The sequence below is a fragment of the Streptomyces sp. NPDC001002 genome (assembly GCF_053599215.1).
Genome location: NZ_JBSFLV010000113.1, coordinates 1 through 18,877, shown reverse-complemented (window position 1 = coordinate 18,877; position 18,877 = coordinate 1). Strand labels below are relative to the sequence as shown.

18 protein-coding genes and 5 pseudogenes are annotated in these 18,877 nt (G+C 68.7%); 12 read left to right on the top strand and 11 right to left on the bottom strand.

The features are described 5' to 3' along the window. Nucleotides 1–138: 138 nt before the first annotated feature. The 4 genes and pseudogenes from ACWDR3_RS35695 (at nucleotide 139) to ACWDR3_RS35680 (ending at nucleotide 2,243) form a co-directional block, all read left to right on the top strand. Nucleotides 139–867: a transglutaminase domain-containing protein gene (locus ACWDR3_RS35695; protein WP_450356718.1), complete on the top strand. Its 729-nt coding sequence runs from the start codon at nucleotides 139–141 to the stop codon at nucleotides 865–867. A 309-nt stretch (nucleotides 868–1,176) separates the two neighbouring features. Beyond that, nucleotides 1,177–1,419, top strand: a pseudogene (locus ACWDR3_RS35690) (DUF6879 family protein); the annotation flags it as partial. Nucleotides 1,420–1,446: 27 nt separating this feature from the next. After that, nucleotides 1,447–1,637 (top strand): annotated as a pseudogene (locus ACWDR3_RS35685) (helix-turn-helix domain-containing protein); the annotation flags it as partial. 285 nt (nucleotides 1,638–1,922) lie between these two features. Continuing rightward, nucleotides 1,923–2,243, top strand: a complete 321-nt coding sequence (locus tag ACWDR3_RS35680; protein WP_450356717.1) for a hypothetical protein — start codon at nucleotides 1,923–1,925, stop codon at nucleotides 2,241–2,243. 332 nt (nucleotides 2,244–2,575) lie between these two features. Here ACWDR3_RS35680 and ACWDR3_RS35675 read toward each other — a convergent pair whose 3' ends face one another. Continuing rightward, on the bottom strand, nucleotides 2,576–2,869 hold the full coding sequence (locus tag ACWDR3_RS35675; protein ID WP_450356716.1) for a DUF1330 domain-containing protein: 294 nt from the start codon (nucleotides 2,867–2,869) through the stop codon (nucleotides 2,576–2,578). A gap of 116 nt (nucleotides 2,870–2,985) precedes the next feature. Here ACWDR3_RS35675 and ACWDR3_RS35670 point away from each other — a divergent pair. Both ACWDR3_RS35670 and ACWDR3_RS35665 read left to right on the top strand, forming a co-directional pair. Then, nucleotides 2,986–3,129: pseudogene (locus tag ACWDR3_RS35670) on the top strand (hypothetical protein); the annotation flags it as partial. Between the two features lie 49 nt (nucleotides 3,130–3,178). Continuing rightward, nucleotides 3,179–3,961: a LysR family transcriptional regulator gene (locus ACWDR3_RS35665; protein ID WP_450356715.1), complete on the top strand. Its 783-nt coding sequence runs from the start codon at nucleotides 3,179–3,181 to the stop codon at nucleotides 3,959–3,961. Between the two features lie 903 nt (nucleotides 3,962–4,864). Here the strand turns inward: ACWDR3_RS35665 and ACWDR3_RS35660 are convergent. Both ACWDR3_RS35660 and ACWDR3_RS35655 read right to left on the bottom strand, forming a co-directional pair. Then, nucleotides 4,865–5,845, bottom strand: a complete 981-nt coding sequence (locus ACWDR3_RS35660) for a helix-turn-helix domain-containing protein (RefSeq protein ID WP_450356714.1) — start codon at nucleotides 5,843–5,845, stop codon at nucleotides 4,865–4,867. A 344-nt stretch (nucleotides 5,846–6,189) separates the two neighbouring features. After that, on the bottom strand, nucleotides 6,190–6,750 hold the full coding sequence (locus ACWDR3_RS35655; protein ID WP_450356713.1) for a TetR/AcrR family transcriptional regulator: 561 nt from the start codon (nucleotides 6,748–6,750) through the stop codon (nucleotides 6,190–6,192). 92 nt (nucleotides 6,751–6,842) lie between these two features. Between ACWDR3_RS35655 and ACWDR3_RS35650 the strand changes: the two genes are divergently transcribed. Both ACWDR3_RS35650 and ACWDR3_RS35645 read left to right on the top strand, forming a co-directional pair. Then, nucleotides 6,843–7,139, top strand: a complete 297-nt coding sequence (locus ACWDR3_RS35650) for a hypothetical protein (RefSeq protein ID WP_450356712.1) — start codon at nucleotides 6,843–6,845, stop codon at nucleotides 7,137–7,139. Nucleotides 7,140–7,385: 246 nt separating this feature from the next. After that, a pseudogene (locus ACWDR3_RS35645) lies at nucleotides 7,386–7,601 on the top strand (IS701 family transposase); the annotation flags it as partial. 110 nt (nucleotides 7,602–7,711) lie between these two features. On the opposite strand, the gene ACWDR3_RS35640 reads toward ACWDR3_RS35645, so the two are convergent. Both ACWDR3_RS35640 and ACWDR3_RS35635 read right to left on the bottom strand, forming a co-directional pair. After that, entirely contained in the window at nucleotides 7,712–8,098 is a 387-nt protein-coding gene (locus tag ACWDR3_RS35640; RefSeq protein WP_450356711.1) for a barstar family protein, read from the bottom strand. Nucleotides 8,099–8,127: 29 nt separating this feature from the next. Further along, nucleotides 8,128–8,385: a hypothetical protein gene (locus ACWDR3_RS35635; protein ID WP_450356710.1), complete on the bottom strand. Its 258-nt coding sequence runs from the start codon at nucleotides 8,383–8,385 to the stop codon at nucleotides 8,128–8,130. A gap of 3 nt (nucleotides 8,386–8,388) precedes the next feature. On the opposite strand from ACWDR3_RS35635, the gene ACWDR3_RS35630 reads away from it, so the two are divergent. After that, nucleotides 8,389–8,526, top strand: coding sequence for a hypothetical protein (locus ACWDR3_RS35630; protein WP_450356709.1), 138 nt, complete (start codon nucleotides 8,389–8,391; stop codon nucleotides 8,524–8,526). Between the two features lie 101 nt (nucleotides 8,527–8,627). Here ACWDR3_RS35630 and ACWDR3_RS35625 read toward each other — a convergent pair whose 3' ends face one another. The 4 genes from ACWDR3_RS35625 to ACWDR3_RS35610 all read right to left on the bottom strand — a co-directional run bounded on the left by ACWDR3_RS35625 (nucleotide 8,628) and on the right by ACWDR3_RS35610 (nucleotide 13,388). Beyond that, nucleotides 8,628–9,296, bottom strand: a complete 669-nt coding sequence (locus tag ACWDR3_RS35625; RefSeq protein WP_450356708.1) for a GNAT family N-acetyltransferase — start codon at nucleotides 9,294–9,296, stop codon at nucleotides 8,628–8,630. A gap of 155 nt (nucleotides 9,297–9,451) precedes the next feature. Continuing rightward, nucleotides 9,452–10,222: a S1 family peptidase gene (locus tag ACWDR3_RS35620; RefSeq protein WP_450356707.1), complete on the bottom strand. Its 771-nt coding sequence runs from the start codon at nucleotides 10,220–10,222 to the stop codon at nucleotides 9,452–9,454. Then, on the bottom strand, nucleotides 10,216–10,755 hold the full coding sequence (locus ACWDR3_RS35615) for a hypothetical protein (protein ID WP_450356706.1): 540 nt from the start codon (nucleotides 10,753–10,755) through the stop codon (nucleotides 10,216–10,218). Before ACWDR3_RS35615 ends, ACWDR3_RS35620 begins: the two co-directional genes overlap by 7 nt. Nucleotides 10,756–10,778: 23 nt before the next feature. Then, the gene (locus ACWDR3_RS35610) at nucleotides 10,779–13,388 is read right to left on the bottom strand and encodes a DNRLRE domain-containing protein (protein ID WP_450356705.1); all 2,610 of its coding nucleotides are present in this window, start codon (nucleotides 13,386–13,388) and stop codon (nucleotides 10,779–10,781) included. Between the two features lie 94 nt (nucleotides 13,389–13,482). On the opposite strand from ACWDR3_RS35610, the gene ACWDR3_RS35605 reads away from it, so the two are divergent. Together ACWDR3_RS35605 and ACWDR3_RS35600 are read left to right on the top strand one after the other, a co-directional pair. Beyond that, complete coding sequence (locus tag ACWDR3_RS35605; RefSeq protein ID WP_450356704.1) at nucleotides 13,483–15,024, top strand: GltB/FmdC/FwdC-like GXGXG domain-containing protein; 1,542 nt, start codon at nucleotides 13,483–13,485, stop codon at nucleotides 15,022–15,024. Further along, nucleotides 15,017–16,480, top strand: coding sequence for a glutamate synthase subunit beta (locus ACWDR3_RS35600; RefSeq protein WP_450356703.1), 1,464 nt, complete (start codon nucleotides 15,017–15,019; stop codon nucleotides 16,478–16,480). The genes ACWDR3_RS35605 and ACWDR3_RS35600 overlap by 8 nt, the downstream gene beginning before the upstream one ends. Before the next feature lie 127 nt (nucleotides 16,481–16,607). Here the strand turns inward: ACWDR3_RS35600 and ACWDR3_RS35595 are convergent, their stop codons facing one another. After that, nucleotides 16,608–17,474: a chitosanase gene (locus tag ACWDR3_RS35595; protein WP_450356702.1), complete on the bottom strand. Its 867-nt coding sequence runs from the start codon at nucleotides 17,472–17,474 to the stop codon at nucleotides 16,608–16,610. A gap of 46 nt (nucleotides 17,475–17,520) precedes the next feature. Then, complete coding sequence (locus ACWDR3_RS35590; protein WP_450356701.1) at nucleotides 17,521–18,432, bottom strand: rhomboid family intramembrane serine protease; 912 nt, start codon at nucleotides 18,430–18,432, stop codon at nucleotides 17,521–17,523. 181 nt (nucleotides 18,433–18,613) lie between these two features. Here ACWDR3_RS35590 and ACWDR3_RS35585 point away from each other — a divergent pair. Then, nucleotides 18,614–18,877, top strand: a pseudogene (locus ACWDR3_RS35585) (hypothetical protein); the annotation flags it as partial.

Genomic DNA, 18,877 nt, shown 5'->3' with positions numbered 1-18,877 from the left:
GAACGCGTTCAAAAATGCTGGCATGGTGGTGGTCACCATCCGGGGTGGATGCTGGGGGAGAGGATCACCGTCATGACAAGCTCGCTTCTCATGCCGCGAGGCCGTGTCCGCACACGCGTAGCCGACATGGGAGGGGCGGTGGGTGGTACGGCTCCGACGCGGATTCTCGACTGGCGGCATCCGAACGTCTCGTCCTTCCTGAGCGATCTCGGCCTGCCGACCGGCCCGCAAGACGCGTTGAGCGCACGCCGAACGGCAGCCCTGCGACAGGCCCATGGGTGGATCGCCGCGACTGTCCGGCCCGTGTACTCGGTGCAGGACGAACGGCCCGTCTCAGAGGTGCTGCGCCGGCGACGGGGCTCTTGCAGCCAGCGGTTGGCGGTGCTGGAGGCGGTCGCGCGGGCAATCGGAGTGGCCACGTGCGTGCGCGGCCTAGTGGTCGACGGCAGCTTCTGGTATCCGCGTTTCCCCCGGGCTCATCGGTTGATCCCGCACCAAGTCGTGCTCGCATGGCCGGAGTTCCGCATTGAAGGGCTAGCGCGGAGCGGAGGTCCCGCCGCGCCGTGGCTGACGGTCTCGGAACTCTTCGGCAGCCTCGACGATGTGAATGAAGCCGCCGGCGGTGGCTTCACCAACAGTGGCTCGGAGACGCTCTTCGAGGCGTTGTCCAGGACGGCGATCGACTGGGACGGCACGACGGTCTGCCCGGCCAACGGTCCTTCGTGCGACCTCTCGGCCTACGTCCGGACCGACCTCGGCCATTTCGACTCACGTGACGAACTCTTCGCCCAGCACGGCCAGAGCCTCTGCGGAACGGCGAGACTGCTGGCCGAACCCATCATGAGCCGCCGTTCGGCAGGGGCATGATGGCTCGACGCGCATCGGCACGCGGGAATTGCTTCTCAAGTCCCCTCAAGCCCTCCGATTCGGCGGGAGTCAGCCGTCGACAGCCTGGACGATGAGCTGAGGGTCCAGACCGGTGAGCTGCGCGATGCGAGGGAACCCCGGCGGTGAGCGCGGGCTGGACCAGGGACTGCCAGTCCTGGGTGCTGTCCCGGAAGTCGAGCAGCTCGGCCACATGTCTGTCACGGACCGGGGCGCGCACGCCTGTTGGACCCGCACCGTCTCCTCCTCGCTCGGCGGGATGGACAGACGCTCCGCGTTCCCGGGGATGAGCACCTCAGCGCTGGAGAGGACGTCCGCTGGCTACCGCGCCGTCAGGCATCCGAACTCGCCCTGCCCGGCAACGACTTCTGGCTGTTCGACGACCACACCGTCTTGTGGAACCACTTCACCGGCGACGGCGCCTCCGCCGGCGGCGAAGTCATCGAGAACCCCACCGCCGCCAAGCTGTGCGCCGAAGCCTTCGAGGCGGTGTGGGCGCTCGCCACCCCGCACGACCAGCACGAGATCCACTGATCCAGCACCCACCGGACAGGCCAGCTCATGCCCACCTCTCCCACCTCGTCCGCACGGGCGCGCGCGAGGTAGTTGCCCAACGACTGCGCGACCTGCGCAAGACCGCCGGGCTGACGGTCACTGAGCTGGCCGGCCGCTGCAACTGGCACCACGCCAAGACACCCCGCATCGAGAACGCCCGCACCGCCCCCACCGCCACAGACATCCGCCTGTGGTGTTCCGTGTGGAGTATGACGAGCCGCCTTGACCGGGCCGGCCGGAGACCGGCCTGCAGTGCCCGGGAACGTCTGCCGGCGCCTCCGTGTGCCGATGGGGCCGGCCCGAGCGGCACACCGGCACGGCAACCGGGTCAGGCTTCCGCGCGTCGGCAGTCAGCAGACAGCCGGCAGGGCTGGTGGGGTTTCCCGGGCAGTCACCTGAAACTCTCCTCGCAGCCGCAACTCACACCGATGATGTGGCGTCCCACTCCATGACGGACAGCCGCTGATCACTCGGGAGAGCACGTGGCGAAGAAGGACCAGACGGCGGATGCGGCGGGGGAGAGGGACCGCGAGAAGTGGATGGCGCGTTTCCAGGTACGGCTGGCGATGCAGCCGGGTGTGGACCGCGCGGTCGTGCTCCAGGCGGTCAAGGAGGTCACGGTGCACTGTGCGGAGACGGGAGAGGACCCGCAGGCGGCCTTCGGTGATCCGGACGCCTACGCCGTGCAGGCCGCGGAGCGGCTGGTGCCGGCGGACCGGGCGGCACACGCGAGGCGGCACAACGCCGTGGTGGACGGGTTGAGTTCGGTGCTCAAGAGGGTCAGGGACGTCCCCGGTCTGTGACCGGTTGAAGCGCCTTGTGCCACGGCCCGGCGCATGGGTTCTGACGCAGCACAGCTTCGGTCCGCCGGGGCGAGCCAGCGTCGGGGTTGGACGGCGTGCCTGGACCACGTTCGCCGGCACCCGGCAGATGGCTGCAGGATGCGCCTCTGGTCATCGAAGCCTTCTGTTCGGTGGACCGATCTGTTGTGTGAGAGGCGGTTCGCTTCGGGCGAGGGTGAGTGACGTCGACGAACCGGGACGCGGAGCATGGGTTCGAACTCGTCTCGTGAGTCGTCGTTCAGCATCGTGTGCGTATCAGGTGACGAATGCTCAGCGATGGCTGGGCTCGTCGGTCAGTCGATGCCTTCGGTGATGCGGAAGTCGCGCTCGACGCCGTCGGGGAGGGCCACGAGCGCTTTCTGGTATGCCTCGCTCTCGTATGCTGCGACGGCCTGTTCAAAGCTGTCGAACTCGATCAGAACGACGCGTTGCGTGATTCCGGCTTCGTGGGCGACGACGCGACCGCCACGGGACAGGAGGCGCCCGCCCCCGGCCTGGACAGCCGGACGGGCCAGCTTGTCGTAGGCAGTCAGCCTCTCAGGGTCGGAAATGGCGGGGTAGACACTGACCCAGTAACCCTTGGCCATGCAAACCTCCTGTGTTCGGCCGGACACGTCCGACTTCTGATTGACACTCAGATCGATCGATCCCGGCGACGGGTACTGCGGTCAGTGGAATCGTCATATGCGCAGGTTAGAGCTCGATGTGCGGTCGAGGGAAAGACCCGAACGAGATAGGCTCAGAACGGATCGTTATCAATCGGCGGGGAGGGCACGTGGCGCCGGATACGGTCAGCGTGCGGTATTTCCTGGTGCTGGCGCAGGAGTTGAACTTCACCCGCGCGGCCGCCCGGATCGGTATCGCACAGCCCGCACTCAGCGCTCGGATGCGCCCGGTTGGAGGCGGAACTCGGTACGGCCCTGCTGGTCCGCACCACGCGGAGCGTCGTGTTGACCGCGGCCGGTGTGGCTTTGGCGGAGTCCGCGCCGCCCGCGCTGGCGGCCCTGGACCGGGCATGGGACACCGCCCGAAGTGCGGCGGCCGGTGAACTGGGTACGTTGCGCATCGGATACAGCCTCAGCGCCGGGGCCGGGACGGTACCGGCCCTGGTGGAGGGGCTGGTGCGCGGCAAGAGCGGACTCGAGGTCGGCGCGGTCCCGATGGCGACGCCGGAGATCTCTCCCGCGGTCGCCGACGGCCGCATCGATGCCGGGATCACCCGCGGTGAACAGCCGGGCCGTGGCGTGCGCCGGTTCCTGCTGCGGCGTGAGCGCGTCGGGGTCCAGCTGGCGCAGCACCATCCGCTGGTCGAACACCCGGAGATCGAGATCGCCGACGCGGCCGCGTATCCGCTGCGCCTGCCGGACCGTTCGGCCAACCCCGTGATCCACGATCAGCTGTCCGCACTGTTCCGAGACACCCGACCACACCCCAGATTCCACACGCCCGCAGTCTCTTTCGACATGTCTCAGCGCGATCTGCGCGACGGGGTCACTCTCGCCCTGGCCGGAGAAGCCGCGGTCACGGCACAACCGTCCGGTCTCACCTGGCGACCGCTGCGGGGTGCGCCCGGCCTGACGTTCCACCTGGTCCTTCCGCGCGAACAGTCGCCGCTGCACCGCCGCGTCCGTGCCGTCGCCAAAACCCTGGCGCACGAGCTGCACTGGCTGCCGGACTGACGCGCACGAGGTCAGGGGCCCTGCCGCGGGGGTCGGGGGCGAGGTGCTGCCGGAGCTTTGTCGCAAGGTGCTGGTGATCGTGCGGCCGGCGACCCGACCATGCGTACTGCGGTGGCCGTCACAGTCGGGTGCCCGGCAGCGAAGAGCCCCGCCCCCTTCCGAAGAGAAAGCGGGACCCGTGGCTGCAGTCGTTGGAGCATCCTGCGGGGTTCTAGCAAGGGGGGATGGTGCCCTCCCAGTGGAGGGTGAAGGGTGTCATGCTGATGAAACCCTCGTGGCCATTGGCGTGATTGAGGACCCAGACCCAGGTTTCCGAGGCGATGTTGATGCGGCAGATAGCGGCGATGTCGTTTCCGACGAACGCCTGGCCCGCGTTGCACACAGCGCTGGGGCACTGACGGATCACATCGTTGGCGTAGACGCCGCCCTTGTGCCCGACGCTGTTGCAGTCCTGATTGGAACGGGGGGGCGCCGTTACCGAGGTTGGACCGTGCGATGAAGCCGGTGTGGCCGTTGGCGCGGTTGTAGACCAGGTCCCAGCCCTGCCAGGTACACACGTCGGCCAGGTCGTTGCCCGGGTACGCCTGCCCCTGGTTACAGCCGTTGGCCGGGCACTGGTAGAGCGTCCGGAAGCCGTCTACCCAGGTTCCGACACCGATTCCCTGCGCGGAGGTGGGGGAAAGGGAGCGCGAGGTGGTGGACGTTGCGGCGGCTGTCGGTGAGACCGCTGCCGCGCACAGGGCGACAGCGGCGAAGATCACCCCGAGTAAGGACAGAACTCTTCGGAAGCGCATAGGATTTCCTCTTTCCCAGGTTGAACACCCAGCGGCGTCCTGTCTGCTGTTCCTCAAGAGGGTGCGCACCGTGGCCAGGATCTGTCGTTACGGATGCGTGTAAAGGTCTTTAGTCTGCGTGCACTGTCGTGGACTGTTGGCGGTACTGGCGTGGTGAGAGGCCGTAGGCGCTGCGGAAGGCCTGGCTGAAGTGCGCGGGGCTGGTGAAGCCCGACCGGGCGGCGATCGCGTGGATGGGGCGGGCGGCGAGTCGGGGGTCGGCGAGGTCGCTCCGGCACTGTTCCAGGCGGTGCTGGCGGATCCAGCCGGCGACGGTGTGCCCGTTCTGCTGGAACAGTTTGTGCAGGTAGCGCAGGGAGATGTGGTGGGCTGCGGCGATCGCGTCCGGGGTCAGGTGTGGATCGCCCAGGTTGTGCTGGATGAAGGCATGGATCTGGGCCGTCAGGGCGCGCTGCCTGGTGTGGGGTGGCACGGTGCCTGAGGTGTCCAGCGCGTCGGCGAGCGCCATCGTGAGCACGTCGATGGTCAGGGTCGACAGCCGGGCGGTCTGCGACGGGCTGAGTTCGGGGAGGTGATGGGCGAGTTGGAGCAGGAAGTGTGACGACAGCGCACCGATGCCGCGATCGCCGGGGATACGCATTCCGCACAGGCCTTGCAGGTCCTGGTCGGGTAACGGCAGCAGCGAGCGCGGGACGTGCAGGAGCATCACCTGGCTCTCCGGTATGTGCGGCGCGTGCTCGACCTGATAAGGGCGCGAGGTATCGGTCAACACCAAGTCTCCGACGCCTTGATGCGCGTGCCGGCCGTTCTGGGTCACTGTGCTGCCGCCACGCACGGTGCAGCCCAGTTCGAACACGCCGGGGTCGGACTGGCGGATGAGTTTGGATGTGCGGTGGGCCGAGTGCGGCACGACGGCCGTCAGCACCGTCTGCACGGGACCGAACGCGTTGAAACCCACGTGGGCCCGGAAGTTGGGCTCCGTCTGCGGGTCGCAGCGCAGGTCGTAGGGCACGGCGAGTTTCGCGTTCACCTCGCGCCAGTAGGCGAACCGCTCTGTTGCCGTGACCTCGTCGGTGCTGACCATGTCCATGCCCTCAGTGTTGCCGCGGCGGAGGGAGACGGGCATGGCCGGAACAAGACGACCAGTCGCCGCTGTACGCGTGCCAACCGGCAGCCTGAGCGCGGTCCAACGACCGAGCGGCTGGCGGTCGGGAACGCACGTGCCCGGGCGGGGATTGCCAGGTGGTGATGTCGACGGACGAGGAGATCGTCGTCGGACGGCAGGCAGAGATATGGCGGGGGCCGCGATCCAACCCCCAATACTCCAGCTGTAGATCGTGATCTTGCTCGTAGTAGGACAGCCGCACTTTGAGATCTTTGGGGCTCTGACATCCCGTGCCTGACAGCCCGGCATCGGATCCGCGGGGGTTGGCGCTATTGGGCGTTCGGAACGCGCAGGCCATCGAGAATGACGGCTAGCGGCCGGTCGTCGGGAGCGTACCGGCGAGCTTGAGAGGCGCCGGCGAGCAGCGCGATGACATCCCTGACTCCGACGTCCGTGCGCACCGCCTCTGCCCGCTGCGCCTGCTGCAGTAGAGCGGACAGGGCTTCGGTCACCTCCTCGGCGACCGTCGCGACGGCCTCGTTCGGGTGGATGCCCAATTCGGCCAGTGCGTCCACGAGTTCGAGTTTGGTTGCCGAGCCACGGACGACGGAGGTGAAGAAGTCGAAGAAGGCCGCCCCTGCATCCGGCAATGCGGCATGTTCGCGGGCGTCGACGGCGATCCTGGCAAGGCGCTCCACGACAAGCGCCTGCAGCAACGTCTCCTTGCTCGGGAAATGCCGGAAGACGGTACCGACACCGACGCCGGCCGCGCGGGCGACCTCCTCGGTCGATGCGGACGTACCTCGTTCCGCGAAGAGCTTCTCTGCCGCGGCCAGTACCCGCGCGCGGTTGCGCTGCGCGTCGGCGCGCAGGGGCCGGGCGGTGGTCATCGGCCACTCCTTGCAACCGGAGTGATCAGTCCGTATCCTCTAATCGGAGTCACAAGTCCGATTCTAGGGTCAACGGATTCCACAGCAACGGGATGGAGACCGGCATGTGGCAGGCGGTACTGCTCGCGTTCCTGGCCGGCTTACTGGCCGCCAACGCGTACCCACACTTCGCCAAGGGCATCGCGGCGGAACGGTTCCCGACCGTCTTCGGATCCTCCCCGGTGGTCAACGTGCTCGCCGGCTGGTCGGGCCTGGCGCTTGCCGGGCTATGTCTTTGGGGCGCGCATCCGGTGCGGCATCCAGGCTGGGCGCTGCTCGGCATGGCCGTCGGTGCGCTGCCGATGGGTCTGTTCCACGCCACCGGCCGTACGATTGGCGCTCGCGACTGAACCCACCCCAGCGGCCAGGTCGGAACCGGCTCTTCGACAAGACCGTTGCCGGGTAAGCGATCGGGCGGTGTGTCGCGGCCGGGCACGGCGCGGCCACCGCATGATCATCAGGTGGTGTGCAGGGGCGGGTACGGAGACGGGCACGGCCACCGTTGATCATCGTGAGTTGTGTGGACAACCGACGAGACGGTGGCCGCAGGTCGCAGCATAGATCCCGGCCGTTGGCGGGAAGCGTTCGAGGTAGCCATGGGCCGGATCGCGGGACGGTTCGTGCGGGTCGAACCCCGGCTGCGAGCCGGGCAGTTGGCGCTGAGCCTGCTGTCCGACCTCCCGCGCAAAAACTGCTGGACAATCGCGGAGTGGGTCGGGGAAGCGACTCCGCACGGCATGCAGCACCTTCTGTGCCGGGCTTCCTGGGACGCCGGCGCGGTCCGCGAGTACATCGTCGAGCACCTCCACGACAAGCTCGTCGCCGCCACGTTCGGCATGGACCCCGAAGCCACCATGATCTATCTCGCCGAACACGTCGATGGGGGCCGTTTGCCACAGCGGTGAGGACCAGGCATTGATGGTTACTGAAGCCGCAGGACGCCAGGGGCACGATCCTCGAAGGTCGTGATCAGCCAGTCGAAGACGGTCGGCCCGTGCTCTGTATGCGCCGCAGCCAGATCCGCGCTGACAGCAGGACGGTTCGCGGGATGGCACCGGGAGAGGCGAATCTCCAGCTGGCGAGCCGTCTCCGGATAGCCCAGATACCCGCGAGACGCCTGGTGGTCACGCCATTCAACAACGTAGTCATCATCGTCGGGCTGCCCGAAGCCGCCGCTGAGGCAGTCAGCGAAGGCGTCGAGGTTCTTGCCGAAGTAGCCTCCAGGGCCATTGACCGCCTCGCCGATGAGTCGCCAGAAGTCTTCCAGCGTCCTCACCTGGCTGCCGTCCAGCACGTATATCGCCGTCACGGCACGAAGGATACGTCCAGCTCGATGATCTACCTCTCCAAACGGATGTGCCGGGGTGAGGCCGTGGGGTGGATGTCCGCGCCGGGACGAGTACTGGTGTCGAGGTGGTGCTCGGTCTGTACTGCATCGAAGTTGTCGGGGCTGGTCTTGGTGTTGCCGGGGATCGTTTTGTCCTGCGGGATGCCGTGGACGTCTGCTTCGTGCTCGGCCTCGCTCTCGATGCGGAGGTCGGTGCCGGGAAGGAGATATGAGGCGGGGTGCTCTTCGAGGAGCGCCGCGACAGTCATCAGATGCGGGAGCGCACCCCCGTCTGCGGCTTCGTCGAGTGCGGCCTGGGCGTCGTCGACGGCGGCCTGTTCTTCGTCGGTCAGTTCCCAGAATCCTGGCGTAGTTCAGTGACGAGTCCGAAGGCCAATGCGCTCGAATAGTGGGAAGCTGCCCGGCGAGTTCGTAGGACTCAGGTTCATGTGCTGGGTGCGGCTGGGTTGTGGGGCGGCGGATCGGTTCCTGTGGCTTCTGTGTTCGTGTTTTAGGGTTTGGTGCACGTCGACGTGGTGCCTTCGTGCTGGTACCAGACGGTGTCGAGTTCGCGGCCGTCCGGCAGGGTATGGCGGGCGGGGCCGGGGGCGGGGGTGAAGCCGGCGCGTTCCAGGGCGCGGCGACAGGCGAGGTTCGCTGTCGCGGTGCCCGCCCGCACGGTGGGCAGGCCGGCGTGGGTGTGGGCGAGTTCGGTGCCTGCCAGGAACAGTTCGGCACCGAGGCCTTGGCCTCGGTGGTCGGGGGCGAGGATGCCGCCGATCTCGCCGGTGTCGTGGTGGATTTCGAGGTATCCGGCGTAGCGTCCGGTGTCGCGGTGTACGCAGACCATGAACTCGGACGTCCCGGGGCTGGGTTCGAAGGGCTCGGTCAGCTCGGGGTTGGCCTTGATGAACCGGCGAGGGGTGGTGATGGTGGGGCCCATTTGCAGCAGAGTCTGTCTGGTGTCGGCGTCCGGTACGAGCTGGTCCATGTGGTTGCCCTGCCAGTGCTGGGCTTCGGGGTCCGCGCCCGCGGCGACGGCTGCCACCGCGTCGAGTTGGGTGAGCGGGGTGTAGAGCAGCAGGTGCTCGGTGGCCAGGGCGTGCCGGCCGGGTGTGCAGGTGTCCGGGACCGGGAGGCCCGGGGCCGTCCGGTGACGTCGCAGGAGCGGCCGGATCATGAAACCCCCGTTGTGTACGTCCTGGTGTGTCCGGCCGAATGTACCGGGTGCGTCCCGCCCGGCGTACCGGCACGGGAGAGCGCCGTACCCCCGTCCTCGACCGGCGACGGGGGCCCAGCGCTCAGCGCTCGTGGCGCTCCGGGCCCAGTGGGGGATCACGTTGGCGACGCGGCGCTGGCGCTTTGGGTCACCCAGGTTCGGAGCGCGGGCACCCGCACATAGACGCCCACGTCGTCGATACGGCAACTGGGGCCCCAGGAGACCAGCCCCCACACCCGGCCCGCGGCGAGGACCGGGCTGCCGGAGTCGCCGGTGCAGGTGTTGCGGGTGGCGTCGGCGGTCGGTAGCGCACACAACTGCCAGGCGGGGTTGGGGATGACGTCCAGGTTGCGCTGGGCATCGACGCATCGCCCGCCGGGCACGAAACGCAGGGGGACGGAGGTGCGGCGGCAGGGCGCGACGCCTCCGTAGCCGTTGCGGCCCCAGCCGAATTCGGTGACGGCGGTGGGGAGTTGGTCGTGCGCGCGAGGGAGCCGGGCGGGTGCGGCCGTGGCCCTGTCCGTCAGTGCCAGGAGTGCCGCGTCCACCGACTGCCCCCGGGGGAGAACCGCACGGACACGGATCCGTTGACCCGGGACAGGGGCGCCCCGGCACAAGTTGTCTGCCCCGATTACCGCGTCCACCGAGCCGGGACGTCTGCCGCGTACGCAGTGGGCTGCGGTGAGGACGAGGGTGGGGGAGACCAGTACACCGCCGCAGAACTGGCCGTTGAAGAGGTTCCCGGCCGGGGAGGAGGCGTTGACCAGGGCGACGACCGAGCCGGTGGCGGGAGCAGGGCCCGGGTGGCGGGCGGGCGGGCCCGCCGAGCCGCCCGGCAGCAGGCTGACGAGGATCATCAGGACCGCTGCCGGGACGCTTTTCAGCATGAGGACTTCTTCGTCTCCACGGTCAGGCCCAGGACGTTGTGCCAGAGGTAATCGGAGTGGCCGACGTGGTAGTGGACCTGCACTCCGGCCATGCGTACCCCGATGGCGCCGGTGACCTGGAGGTGCAGGACCAGGTTGTGCACGACCTTCGCGTTGTCCGGTTGGGGAGAAAGGGTCGCTCCCGCCGCCTTGCGACGGTGGGCCCAGTCGACACCTGGCTGGCTGCGCGCCCCGGGATCGGGGGGATACCCGGTGCCGTAACCGATGAGGGACGACGAGGTCGGCACGATGACGGCCTCGACCAGCCGCAGCCCGCTCGCCTTGCTCAGCGTGACCTTGTCGACGACGACGGGCTTGCTGCCGAAGTTGTGCAGTTCGTCCCCGCCGAAGGTGACGCTGCCGCCCTCCTTCGCCGGCACGCACTCCTGCCCCGACCCGGCGTCCGCGTAGTCGGGTCCGTTCAACGGCCCGTCGGTGGACGCCTGTTGATCCGCGGAGGAGCAGCCGGCCACCAGGGCGGCGAGCAGGGCCATGGCCGGTAGCGGCCGACGTACGTTCACCGGGTGTGCCCGGTGTGCGTGGTAGTGGCGACGAAGTTGTACGGATGGGAGCCGCCCGGCGCTCCGCCGGTGCCGCACAGGTAGCGGTTGGCGTCGAAGCTGTACGCCACCGTCGCGTCGCTTGAGTACCCCGTCTCGGTCGACAGGCTGATGCCGATCACGTTGGCAAGGTCCGCACCGTCGCTCCAGGTGATGGCGTGCGAGGTGGTCCGGGTGAACTTGGTGCCCTTCTGCTGGTAGGCGCAGTGCTTGGCGGTCGGGATGTAGGCCGTGCTCGTCTTCGCGCCGCCGTAGTAGCCCCTGGCGCGCGCTTCGTAGTGCTGGGAGACCGGGGCTCCGCGACCGCCCATCGAGCAGGTCATCAGGTACTTGCCCCAGCTGAACTCGGTCTTGTAGTAGACGCCCCGATGGTTGCCGTACTCGGGGTAGTCCATCGTGATCGAGCTGGACTTGGAGATCGTGCCGCTCCCGGTGAAGCTGCCGTAGGCGCCAGTGGCGGAGACGCCGACCCCGAGGGAGCTGTCCGCGCCCCTGCTGTAGGAGAAGGTGTGCTTGACGCCGGTGGTGGCACTGTAGGTCTGGCCGGCGATCACCCAGTGCTCGCCCAGCTTCTTCTTCAGCTGGCCGGTGCATCCCTTGGTGACACCCGCGGCGGCGGTCGTGTCGTCGGTCCCGTCACTCGCCGCGGACGCGGCTGCCGCGGCGTCGTCCTCGGCGGAGCCGGCCGCGCTGTCCGGGTCGTCCGTGAGGGACCCGGGGGTTGAGTCGCTCTCCTCGTCAACGCCGTTGGAGGCTCCGTCGGTTGAGCTGGAGTAGGCGGAGATCTGCGTCGGGTTGTCCAGCACCAGGTCGGCGACCACAGGGGTGGTGTCGGCGTCGGCGACGGTCGTGGCGGACGCGTCCGTCGTCGCCGCCAGATAGGCCGTGCTGCCCGACGAAGTGACAAGGGTGCGGGGGAAGTTGAACAGAGCCTGGTGGCTGCCCGAGTAGGCGACGGTCTCGAGGTTCACCGTGCCGTCCGTCGCGGCCTGCGGGGTGAGCGAGGAGGCCGAGGCCACCCGGAGCGTGTACCCGCCGTCGCTGTCCGAGATCGCCTTCGCGACGGGCTGGAGCTTCACCGAATCCCCTTCTTCGAGGGCGTCGTCCGACTCGTTGTCCGGCCAGGCGTACAGGACCACGTCCGCACCGGCCACCGTGTTCCCGGAGGAGTCCTTGATCGTGCCGCTGCTGACCACCGGGGTGGTGAGGCTGGCCGAGTCGGTGATGCCCGCGAGTTCGGAATCCTCGTAGGTGATGGTCAGATGGGGTTCTACCGCGTTGTCCCCGGACACATAGTTCGCGGAGCGGTAGCGCCGCCAGGTCAGGGAGTCGTCCTCGTCGACCGCGCGCAGCTGGATGCCGTAGTTGGGGGCGCCGTCGGCCCAGGCCTGCACGATGGCGTCGATGTCCCAGTGGCTGTAGGCGGCGGGGCAGGACGAGGAGTAGCCGTGGGCCCCGGTGTTGACCACCTCTCCGGCTGCGGTCACGGTCGGCACCGTGTCCCAGGTGACGGCCGAGGAGTCCCAGTCGGAGGTGACGCGGCGGACCCGGATGCCGGAGCCGACGGTGGAGCAGGTGGAGGACCAGTAGGAGTACAGGGACAGGTCGGTGTCCACGATGTGCGAGCCGACGATGTCGGAGATGTCGAACTTCAGGTAGGCGCGGGCCTTGTGGGTGCCACCGTCGTACGTGCCCACCCGCAGCTCCTCCGAAGAGCGCTGGGAGTCGGTGTAGTTGGGGCTCTCCAGCCAGGTGTCGGTGCTGACCGCCAGGGTCGTGGTCGGATCGATGGTCAGCGGATAACTGACGTCGGCGGAGTCGAGGAAGCTCAAGTCCGGTGTGAGCACGAGGACTTGGCCCTGATCGGTGTTCTCGATACGGGAGGCGACCGGGGAGTCGTGCGCGGCGAGTCCGGAGTCAGGGTCGACGGCCGAGTCCCACATGTGCGGCGCCGGGGCATCGGCGACCGTCTTGCCGCTCGCATCGGTCAGCAGCAGGTGTCCGGAGCCGGTCTGAGAGACCTTCAATCCCTCCGAGGTGGTCAGTGGCATCCGGATGGTCACAGGTCCGTCGGGCCGTTCGTGCAGGACGACCTGCTCGGAGAATCCGCGGGGCAGCGCCGTCACCACCAGGTCACCGCCGGAGACCGCGCCGGCGTACGTCGCCGTGTTCCCGTCCAGGGTCGGCGCCGGCAGGTCGCCTCCGACGGACAGAGTCAGCGAGGTACCGCCGTCCGCCACTTGGGCGAAGGGGCCCCTCCCGCCGTCGGAGAGGTTGAGCTCGGCCACCGTGGCGTCGGGTGTTACCGCGGCTCCCGTGTCGGTGAGTGTGGTGTCGACGGGCGTCCAGGTGCCGTCCTGGCGGACCCGGATCGGCTCCTGGAATACCTCGGTGGTCAACTCACCGTTCGGGTTGACCCACGTGGTCGAGTCCTCGGTGCGCTTGCTGGTGACCTCGACACGCTTGCCTTGTTCCACGGCCTGGGCCCGGGCCGTGGCCATGTCCGACTCACCCGGCGAATCCGTGGCGCCGGTCGACGAGCTCTTCGCGTCCGCGCTGGCGGCCATTGAACCGCCGGAGACCAGCAGTGTGAGCGCGCAGGCGAGTGCAGCCGCCCGTGCGGCTATTCGCTTATGTCTAGGGCATGACAAATGACCCGTCGTGCGCATCTGGTCCCCCGTTGCCGTATCTGCTGTAACAGCGGCACTGGTCTCGGAGGTCGGTGTCGGCACGGTCGCCGCGGGTGTGTCGAAGGCGCACGCGGACGTCGTCCTCATCTCCGGGCACGACGGCGGTACGGGTGCTTCGCCGCTCACTTCGCTCAAGCACGCCGGTGGGCCTTGGGAGTTGGGGCTCGCCGAGACCCAGCAGACCTTGCTGCTCAACGGACTTCGCGACCGGATCGTCGTCCAGACCGACGGCCAGCTCAAGACCGGCCGTGACGTCGTCATCGCCGCGCTGCTCGGCGCCGAGGAGTTCGGTTTCGCGACCGCGCCGCTCGTCGTCTCCGGCTGCGTCATGATGCGCGTCTGCCACCTCGACACCTGCCCGGTCGGCATCGCCACCCAGAACCCGGTGCTGCGCGACCGGTTCGCCGGCAAGGCCGAGTACATCGTGAACTTCTTCAAGTTCATCGCCGAGGAAGTCCGGGAGATCCTCGCCGAGTTGGGCTTCCGCACCATCGAGGAGGCCGTGGGCCAGGCCGGCACGCTCGACGTCGAGCGCGCCGTCAACCACTGGAAGGCGCAGGGCCTGGACCTGGCCCCCCTCTTCTACGTGCCCGAGATGCCCGAGGGTGCCGCGCTGCACCAGGTCATCCAGCAGGACCACGGCCTGGAGAAGGCGCTCGACAACGAGCTGATCAAGCTCGCCGCCGACGCCCTGGCCGCGTCCAGCGCCACGGACGCCCAGCCGGTGCGCGCGCAGGTCGCGATCCGCAACATCAACCGCACGGTCGGCACGATGCTCGGCCACGAGGTGACGAAGAAGTTCGGCGGTGCGGGCCTGCCCGAGGACACCATCGACATCACCTTCACCGGCTCGGCGGGCCAGTCCTTCGGCGCCTTCCTGCCGCGCGGTGTCACGCTGCGCCTGGAGGGCGACGCAAACGACTATGTCGGCAAGGGCCTTTCGGGCGGCCGGGTCGTCGTCCGCCCCGACCGGGGCGCCGACCACCTCGCCGAGTTCTCGACGATCGCGGGCAACACCATCGCGTACGGCGCGACCGGCGGCGAGCTCTTCCTGCGCGGGCGTACCGGCGAGCGGTTCTGTGTCCGCAACTCCGGTGCCACGGTGGTCTCGGAGGGCGTGGGCGACCACGGCTGCGAGTACATGACCGGCGGTCACGCGGTGGTCCTGGGCGAGACGGGCCGCAACTTCGCGGCCGGCATGTCCGGTGGCATCGCGTACGTGATCGACCTGAACCGCGACAACGTCAACGTCGGGAACCTGGGCGCGATCCAGGAGCTGGACGACGCCGACAAGCAGTGGCTGCACGACGTGGTGCGCCGCCACCAGGAGGAGACCGCGTCGACGGTCGCCGAGAAGCTGCTGGCCGAGTGGGACACCGCGGTCGAGCGCTTCACCAAGATCATCCCCAGCACGTACAAGGCAGTGCTCGCCGCCAAGGACGCCGCCGAGCAGGCGGGACTCTCCGAGTCCGAGATCACCGAGAAGATGATGGAGGCGGCGATCAATGGCTGACCCGAAGGGCTTCCTGAACCACGGGCGCGAGGTCGCCAAGTCCCGCCCCGTCGACGTACGGCTGAAGGACTGGAACGAGGTCTACGTCCCCGGTTCGCTGCTGCCGATCATCAGCAAGCAGGCCAGCCGGTGCATGGACTGCGGTATCCCGTTCTGCCACAACGGCTGTCCGCTGGGGAACCTGATCCCCGAGTGGAACGACTACGCGTACCGCGAGGACTGGTCGGCCGCCCAGGAGCGGCTGCACGCGACGAACAACTTCCCTGAGTTCACGGGTCGGTTGTGCCCGGCTCCGTGCGAGTCGGCGTGTGTGCTCGGCATCAACCAGCCGGCCGTCACCATCAAGAACGTCGAGGTCTCGATCATCGACAAGGCGTGGGAGACCGGCGACGTCGCCCCGCAGATCCCCGAGCGGCTGTCCGGCAAGACCGTCGCCGTCATCGGCTCGGGCCCGGCGGGTCTCGCCGCCGCCCAGCAGCTGACCCGGGCGGGCCACACGGTCGCCGTGTACGAGCGCGCGGACCGCATCGGCGGCCTTCTCCGATACGGCATCCCCGAGTTCAAGATGGAGAAGCGGCACATCAACCGCCGTATCGAGCAGATGCGCGCGGAGGGCACCCGCTTCCGGACCGGCATCGAGATCGGCGTCGACCTCAAGGCGACCGACCTGAAGAAGCGCTACGACGCCGTCGTGATCGCCGCCGGTGCCACCACCGCGCGTGATCTCCCCGTCCCGGGGCGGGAGTTGACCGGCGTCTACCAGGCGATGGAGTACCTGCCGCTGTCGAACAAGGTCCAGGAGGGCGACTACGTCACCTCCCCGATCTCGGCCGAGGGCAAGCACGTCGTGGTCATCGGCGGCGGCGACACCGGCGCCGACTGCGTGGGCACCGCCCACCGCCAAGGCGCCGCCTCCGTCACGCAGTTGGAGATCATGCCCCGCCCGGGCGACGAGCGGAACGCGGTCTCCCAGCCGTGGCCGACCTTCCCGATGCTCTACAAGGTGACGTCCGCGCACGAGGAGGGCGGCGAGCGGGTCTACTCGGTCTCGACCACCCACTTCGAGGGCGACGAGGACGGCAACGTCCAGTGGCTGCACCTCACCGAGGTCGAGTTCGTCGAGGGCAGGCTGACCCCGAAGCCGGGCAGCGAGCGCAAGATCCCCGCCCAACTGGTCACCCTCGCCATGGGGTTCACCGGCACCGACCGGGAGAACGGCCTGGTGGACCAGTTCGGCCTGGACCTCGACGAGCGCGGCAACATCGCCCGCGACGCCGACTTCCAGACCAATGTGCCGGGCGTCTTCGTCGCCGGTGACGCCGGCCGCGGCCAGTCGCTCATCGTGTGGGCGATCGCCGAGGGCCGCTCGGCCGCCCGCGGCTGCGACCGCTTCCTGGCCGGCGCGAGCGACCTGCCGGCACCGATCCGCCCGACGGACCGCGCGCTGATGGTCTGACGGTCCCTCAAGAAACGTCCGTACAAAGGCGTACGGAGCACTGACGGCGTCTGCCCGACCTGTCCCCGACCGGACACAAGGGCAGGCGCCGCCGCGTTGTCCCGCCAGAGGGCCAACTGAGCGCCTGCTATGGCACCTTGTACGTCTCCCCGTACACCTGCCACGTCAACGGCGTCTTCAGGTCCAGGTTCCCGTCGTACAGGAACCGCCGTTGGGCCGTGTCGACGCGGGAGGTGTCGAGGTCGGGCTGCTTGGCCTTCATGGCCGTGCGCCGGATGTCCAGGAAGATGTCCAGGTACGCCTTCTCCGAGCCGCCCTGGGCGGGGGTGTCCGCCTCCCGCAGCGCGCGCTCGCGCAGGCCGTGGAAGCTGGTCGCGTCGTTGCCCGGACCGTGGAAGACCATGGCGTCGTAGTAGATGAACTGGCCCAGGGTGCCCAGGCCGTCGAGCTTGGCCTGGCGGACCGCCGGGTCGAAGTAGACGCGGTCGCGCTCCTCGTCCTGCGCCGCGCGGAAGGCGGGCAGCTTCGCCTCGGCCTTCCAGGCGGCGGTGAAACCGGGGTCCAGGCCCTCGTGCGAGTCCGTGCCGTTGACCTTGCGCAGGGCGGGCAGGTAGGCGGCAAGTCCGTTGTCCGGATGGGTCTTCGTGTAGTTCTGGACCAGGGCGAGCAGGTCGTGGGTGCCGGTGCAGAAGCCGACCAGGCCGGCCGTGTAGCCCTGGCCGTCGCCGATGTCCTCGATGTAGCCGTAGGCGCTGCGCCAGTCGAGGGTCGAGTTCTCGGCGCTCGCCACCAGCTTCTGGGCCAGCTCCTTCTTCGCGGGCGCGGCGAGCCCGGGCGGCAGGTCGGCGAGCGCCTTGTCGTCCCGCGAGGCGACGGCGGACGGGGTCCTGGACGTGCCGTCGGTGGCGTCGGGCGTGTCCTCGGGCAGGAAGTAGACCCCCACCGCGAAAACGACGGGGATCGCCGCGAACACGAGGAAACCGGCACGTCTCATGACGTACAGATTAGGCCACGTGTTTGAGTCCCTCCGCGCAGGTCGCTCACACGTTCAGTTCCGCGACCCTCGCCAGTGCCAGGACCACCAGCAGCGCGAGCAGGGCCACGCAGGCGCCCGCCTGGACGAAGGGGCGGCGCCGGTCGCGCGGGGCGTACGCGTAGGCGACCGTGACCAGGCTGCCGGCCAGCAGACCGCCGAGGTGGCCCTGCCAGGAGGTGAGGCCCGCGGAGATCACCAGCCACAGCAGCAGGCCCGCCATGAAGCGGTTGACGGTCGCCATGTCGGCGCCCAGCCGGCGGGCCATGACGTAGTACGCGGCGCCGAGCCCGAAGATCGCGCCGGACGCGCCGAGGGTGGGGGTGTCGGGGGCGATCAGCAGCACCAGGACCGAGCCGCCGAGGGCGGACAGGAGATAGAGGGCGAGGTAGCGGACCCGGCCGAGCTGGGACTCGACCACCCTGCCGATGTTCCACAGCGACACCATGTTCATCACGATGTGCAGGATCCCGAACGACCCACCGGTGGGCGGGAGATGGAGGAACGCACTGGTGAGCAGCCGGTACCACTCGCCGTCGACGACCCCCTCGGCGTGGAAGGAAGCGGGATACGCCGCCTGCCACACGTAGTGGCCGCCGTCGGGCCCGATCAGCCCCCGGCCCAGCATCTCGAACCGGTCCACGACCGCCGGCCGCGCCACCTCGGCCACGTAGGCGAGCACGTTGAGCCCGATCAGCACGTACGTCACCAGCGGCACCGTCGAGATCCGGCCACCGAACGCCGTCCGCGGCTCACGCACCGACCGCGCGCCCTCGCGTACGCACTCCACGCACTGATGGCCGACGGCGGCCTCCCGCATGCAGTCCGGGCAGATGTACCGCTCGCAGCGGGTGCACCGGACGTGGGACTCCACCTTGGGATGGCGATAGCAGGTGGTGACGGCGGACTCGGAATCCACGGCCGGCTCCTTGAGCAAGGGTTGGAGGGGAGGGTGAGCCGGTGGGGGCGGCGGCGAACAAAATAGCGAACGCCGGGCGTGACCAGGAAAACGGGTCGGCCGGTCGGACAGAGTGCACGCACCGTTGGCTAAGTCCGGCACCCGTGCAACCCTGATGTCGATCCGACGGGGAGGCTGCTGCATGGACGGGGCGCGATCGGTCAACGGGGCTGCGGAGACGGGTGGTTCGGCCCGTCGAAGCCCGGCCGGGAAGGGCGAGAAACTCGCCGACTGGGCCGACGGACGGCTCGGGCTCTACGGCCTGGCCAAGGCCAACATGCGCAAGGTCTTCCCGGACCACTGGTCCTTCACCGCGGCCTTCAAGGGTGTACGCCTCGCCAAGACGGTCACGATCGCCGGCGGCGAGACGACCGACGTGGTCTTCGCCCCCGCCGACAACCCCCAA

Excerpts from the sequence above, each read along its gene's own strand:
- ACWDR3_RS35675 (WP_450356716.1), bottom strand. The coding sequence starts at position 2,869 with ATGGCCAAGGGTTACTGGGTCAGTGTCTACCCCGCCATTTCCGACCCT.
- ACWDR3_RS35625 (WP_450356708.1), bottom strand. The coding sequence starts at position 9,296 with ATGATCCGGCCGCTCCTGCGACGTCACCGGACGGCCCCGGGCCTCCCG.
- ACWDR3_RS35630 (WP_450356709.1), top strand. The coding sequence starts at position 8,389 with ATGCGGGAGCGCACCCCCGTCTGCGGCTTCGTCGAGTGCGGCCTGGGC.
- ACWDR3_RS35600 (WP_450356703.1), top strand. The coding sequence starts at position 15,017 with ATGGCTGACCCGAAGGGCTTCCTGAACCACGGGCGCGAGGTCGCCAAG.
- ACWDR3_RS35615 (WP_450356706.1), bottom strand. The coding sequence starts at position 10,755 with ATGGCCCTGCTCGCCGCCCTGGTGGCCGGCTGCTCCTCCGCGGATCAA.
- ACWDR3_RS35650 (WP_450356712.1), top strand. The coding sequence starts at position 6,843 with ATGGAGACCGGCATGTGGCAGGCGGTACTGCTCGCGTTCCTGGCCGGC.
- ACWDR3_RS35660 (WP_450356714.1), bottom strand. The coding sequence starts at position 5,845 with ATGGACATGGTCAGCACCGACGAGGTCACGGCAACAGAGCGGTTCGCC.
- ACWDR3_RS35595 (WP_450356702.1), bottom strand. The coding sequence starts at position 17,474 with ATGAGACGTGCCGGTTTCCTCGTGTTCGCGGCGATCCCCGTCGTTTTC.
- ACWDR3_RS35635 (WP_450356710.1), bottom strand. The coding sequence starts at position 8,385 with ATGACTGTCGCGGCGCTCCTCGAAGAGCACCCCGCCTCATATCTCCTT.
- ACWDR3_RS35620 (WP_450356707.1), bottom strand. The coding sequence starts at position 10,222 with ATGCTGAAAAGCGTCCCGGCAGCGGTCCTGATGATCCTCGTCAGCCTG.
- ACWDR3_RS35610 (WP_450356705.1), bottom strand. The coding sequence starts at position 13,388 with ATGGCCGCCAGCGCGGACGCGAAGAGCTCGTCGACCGGCGCCACGGAT.
- ACWDR3_RS35655 (WP_450356713.1), bottom strand. The coding sequence starts at position 6,750 with ATGACCACCGCCCGGCCCCTGCGCGCCGACGCGCAGCGCAACCGCGCG.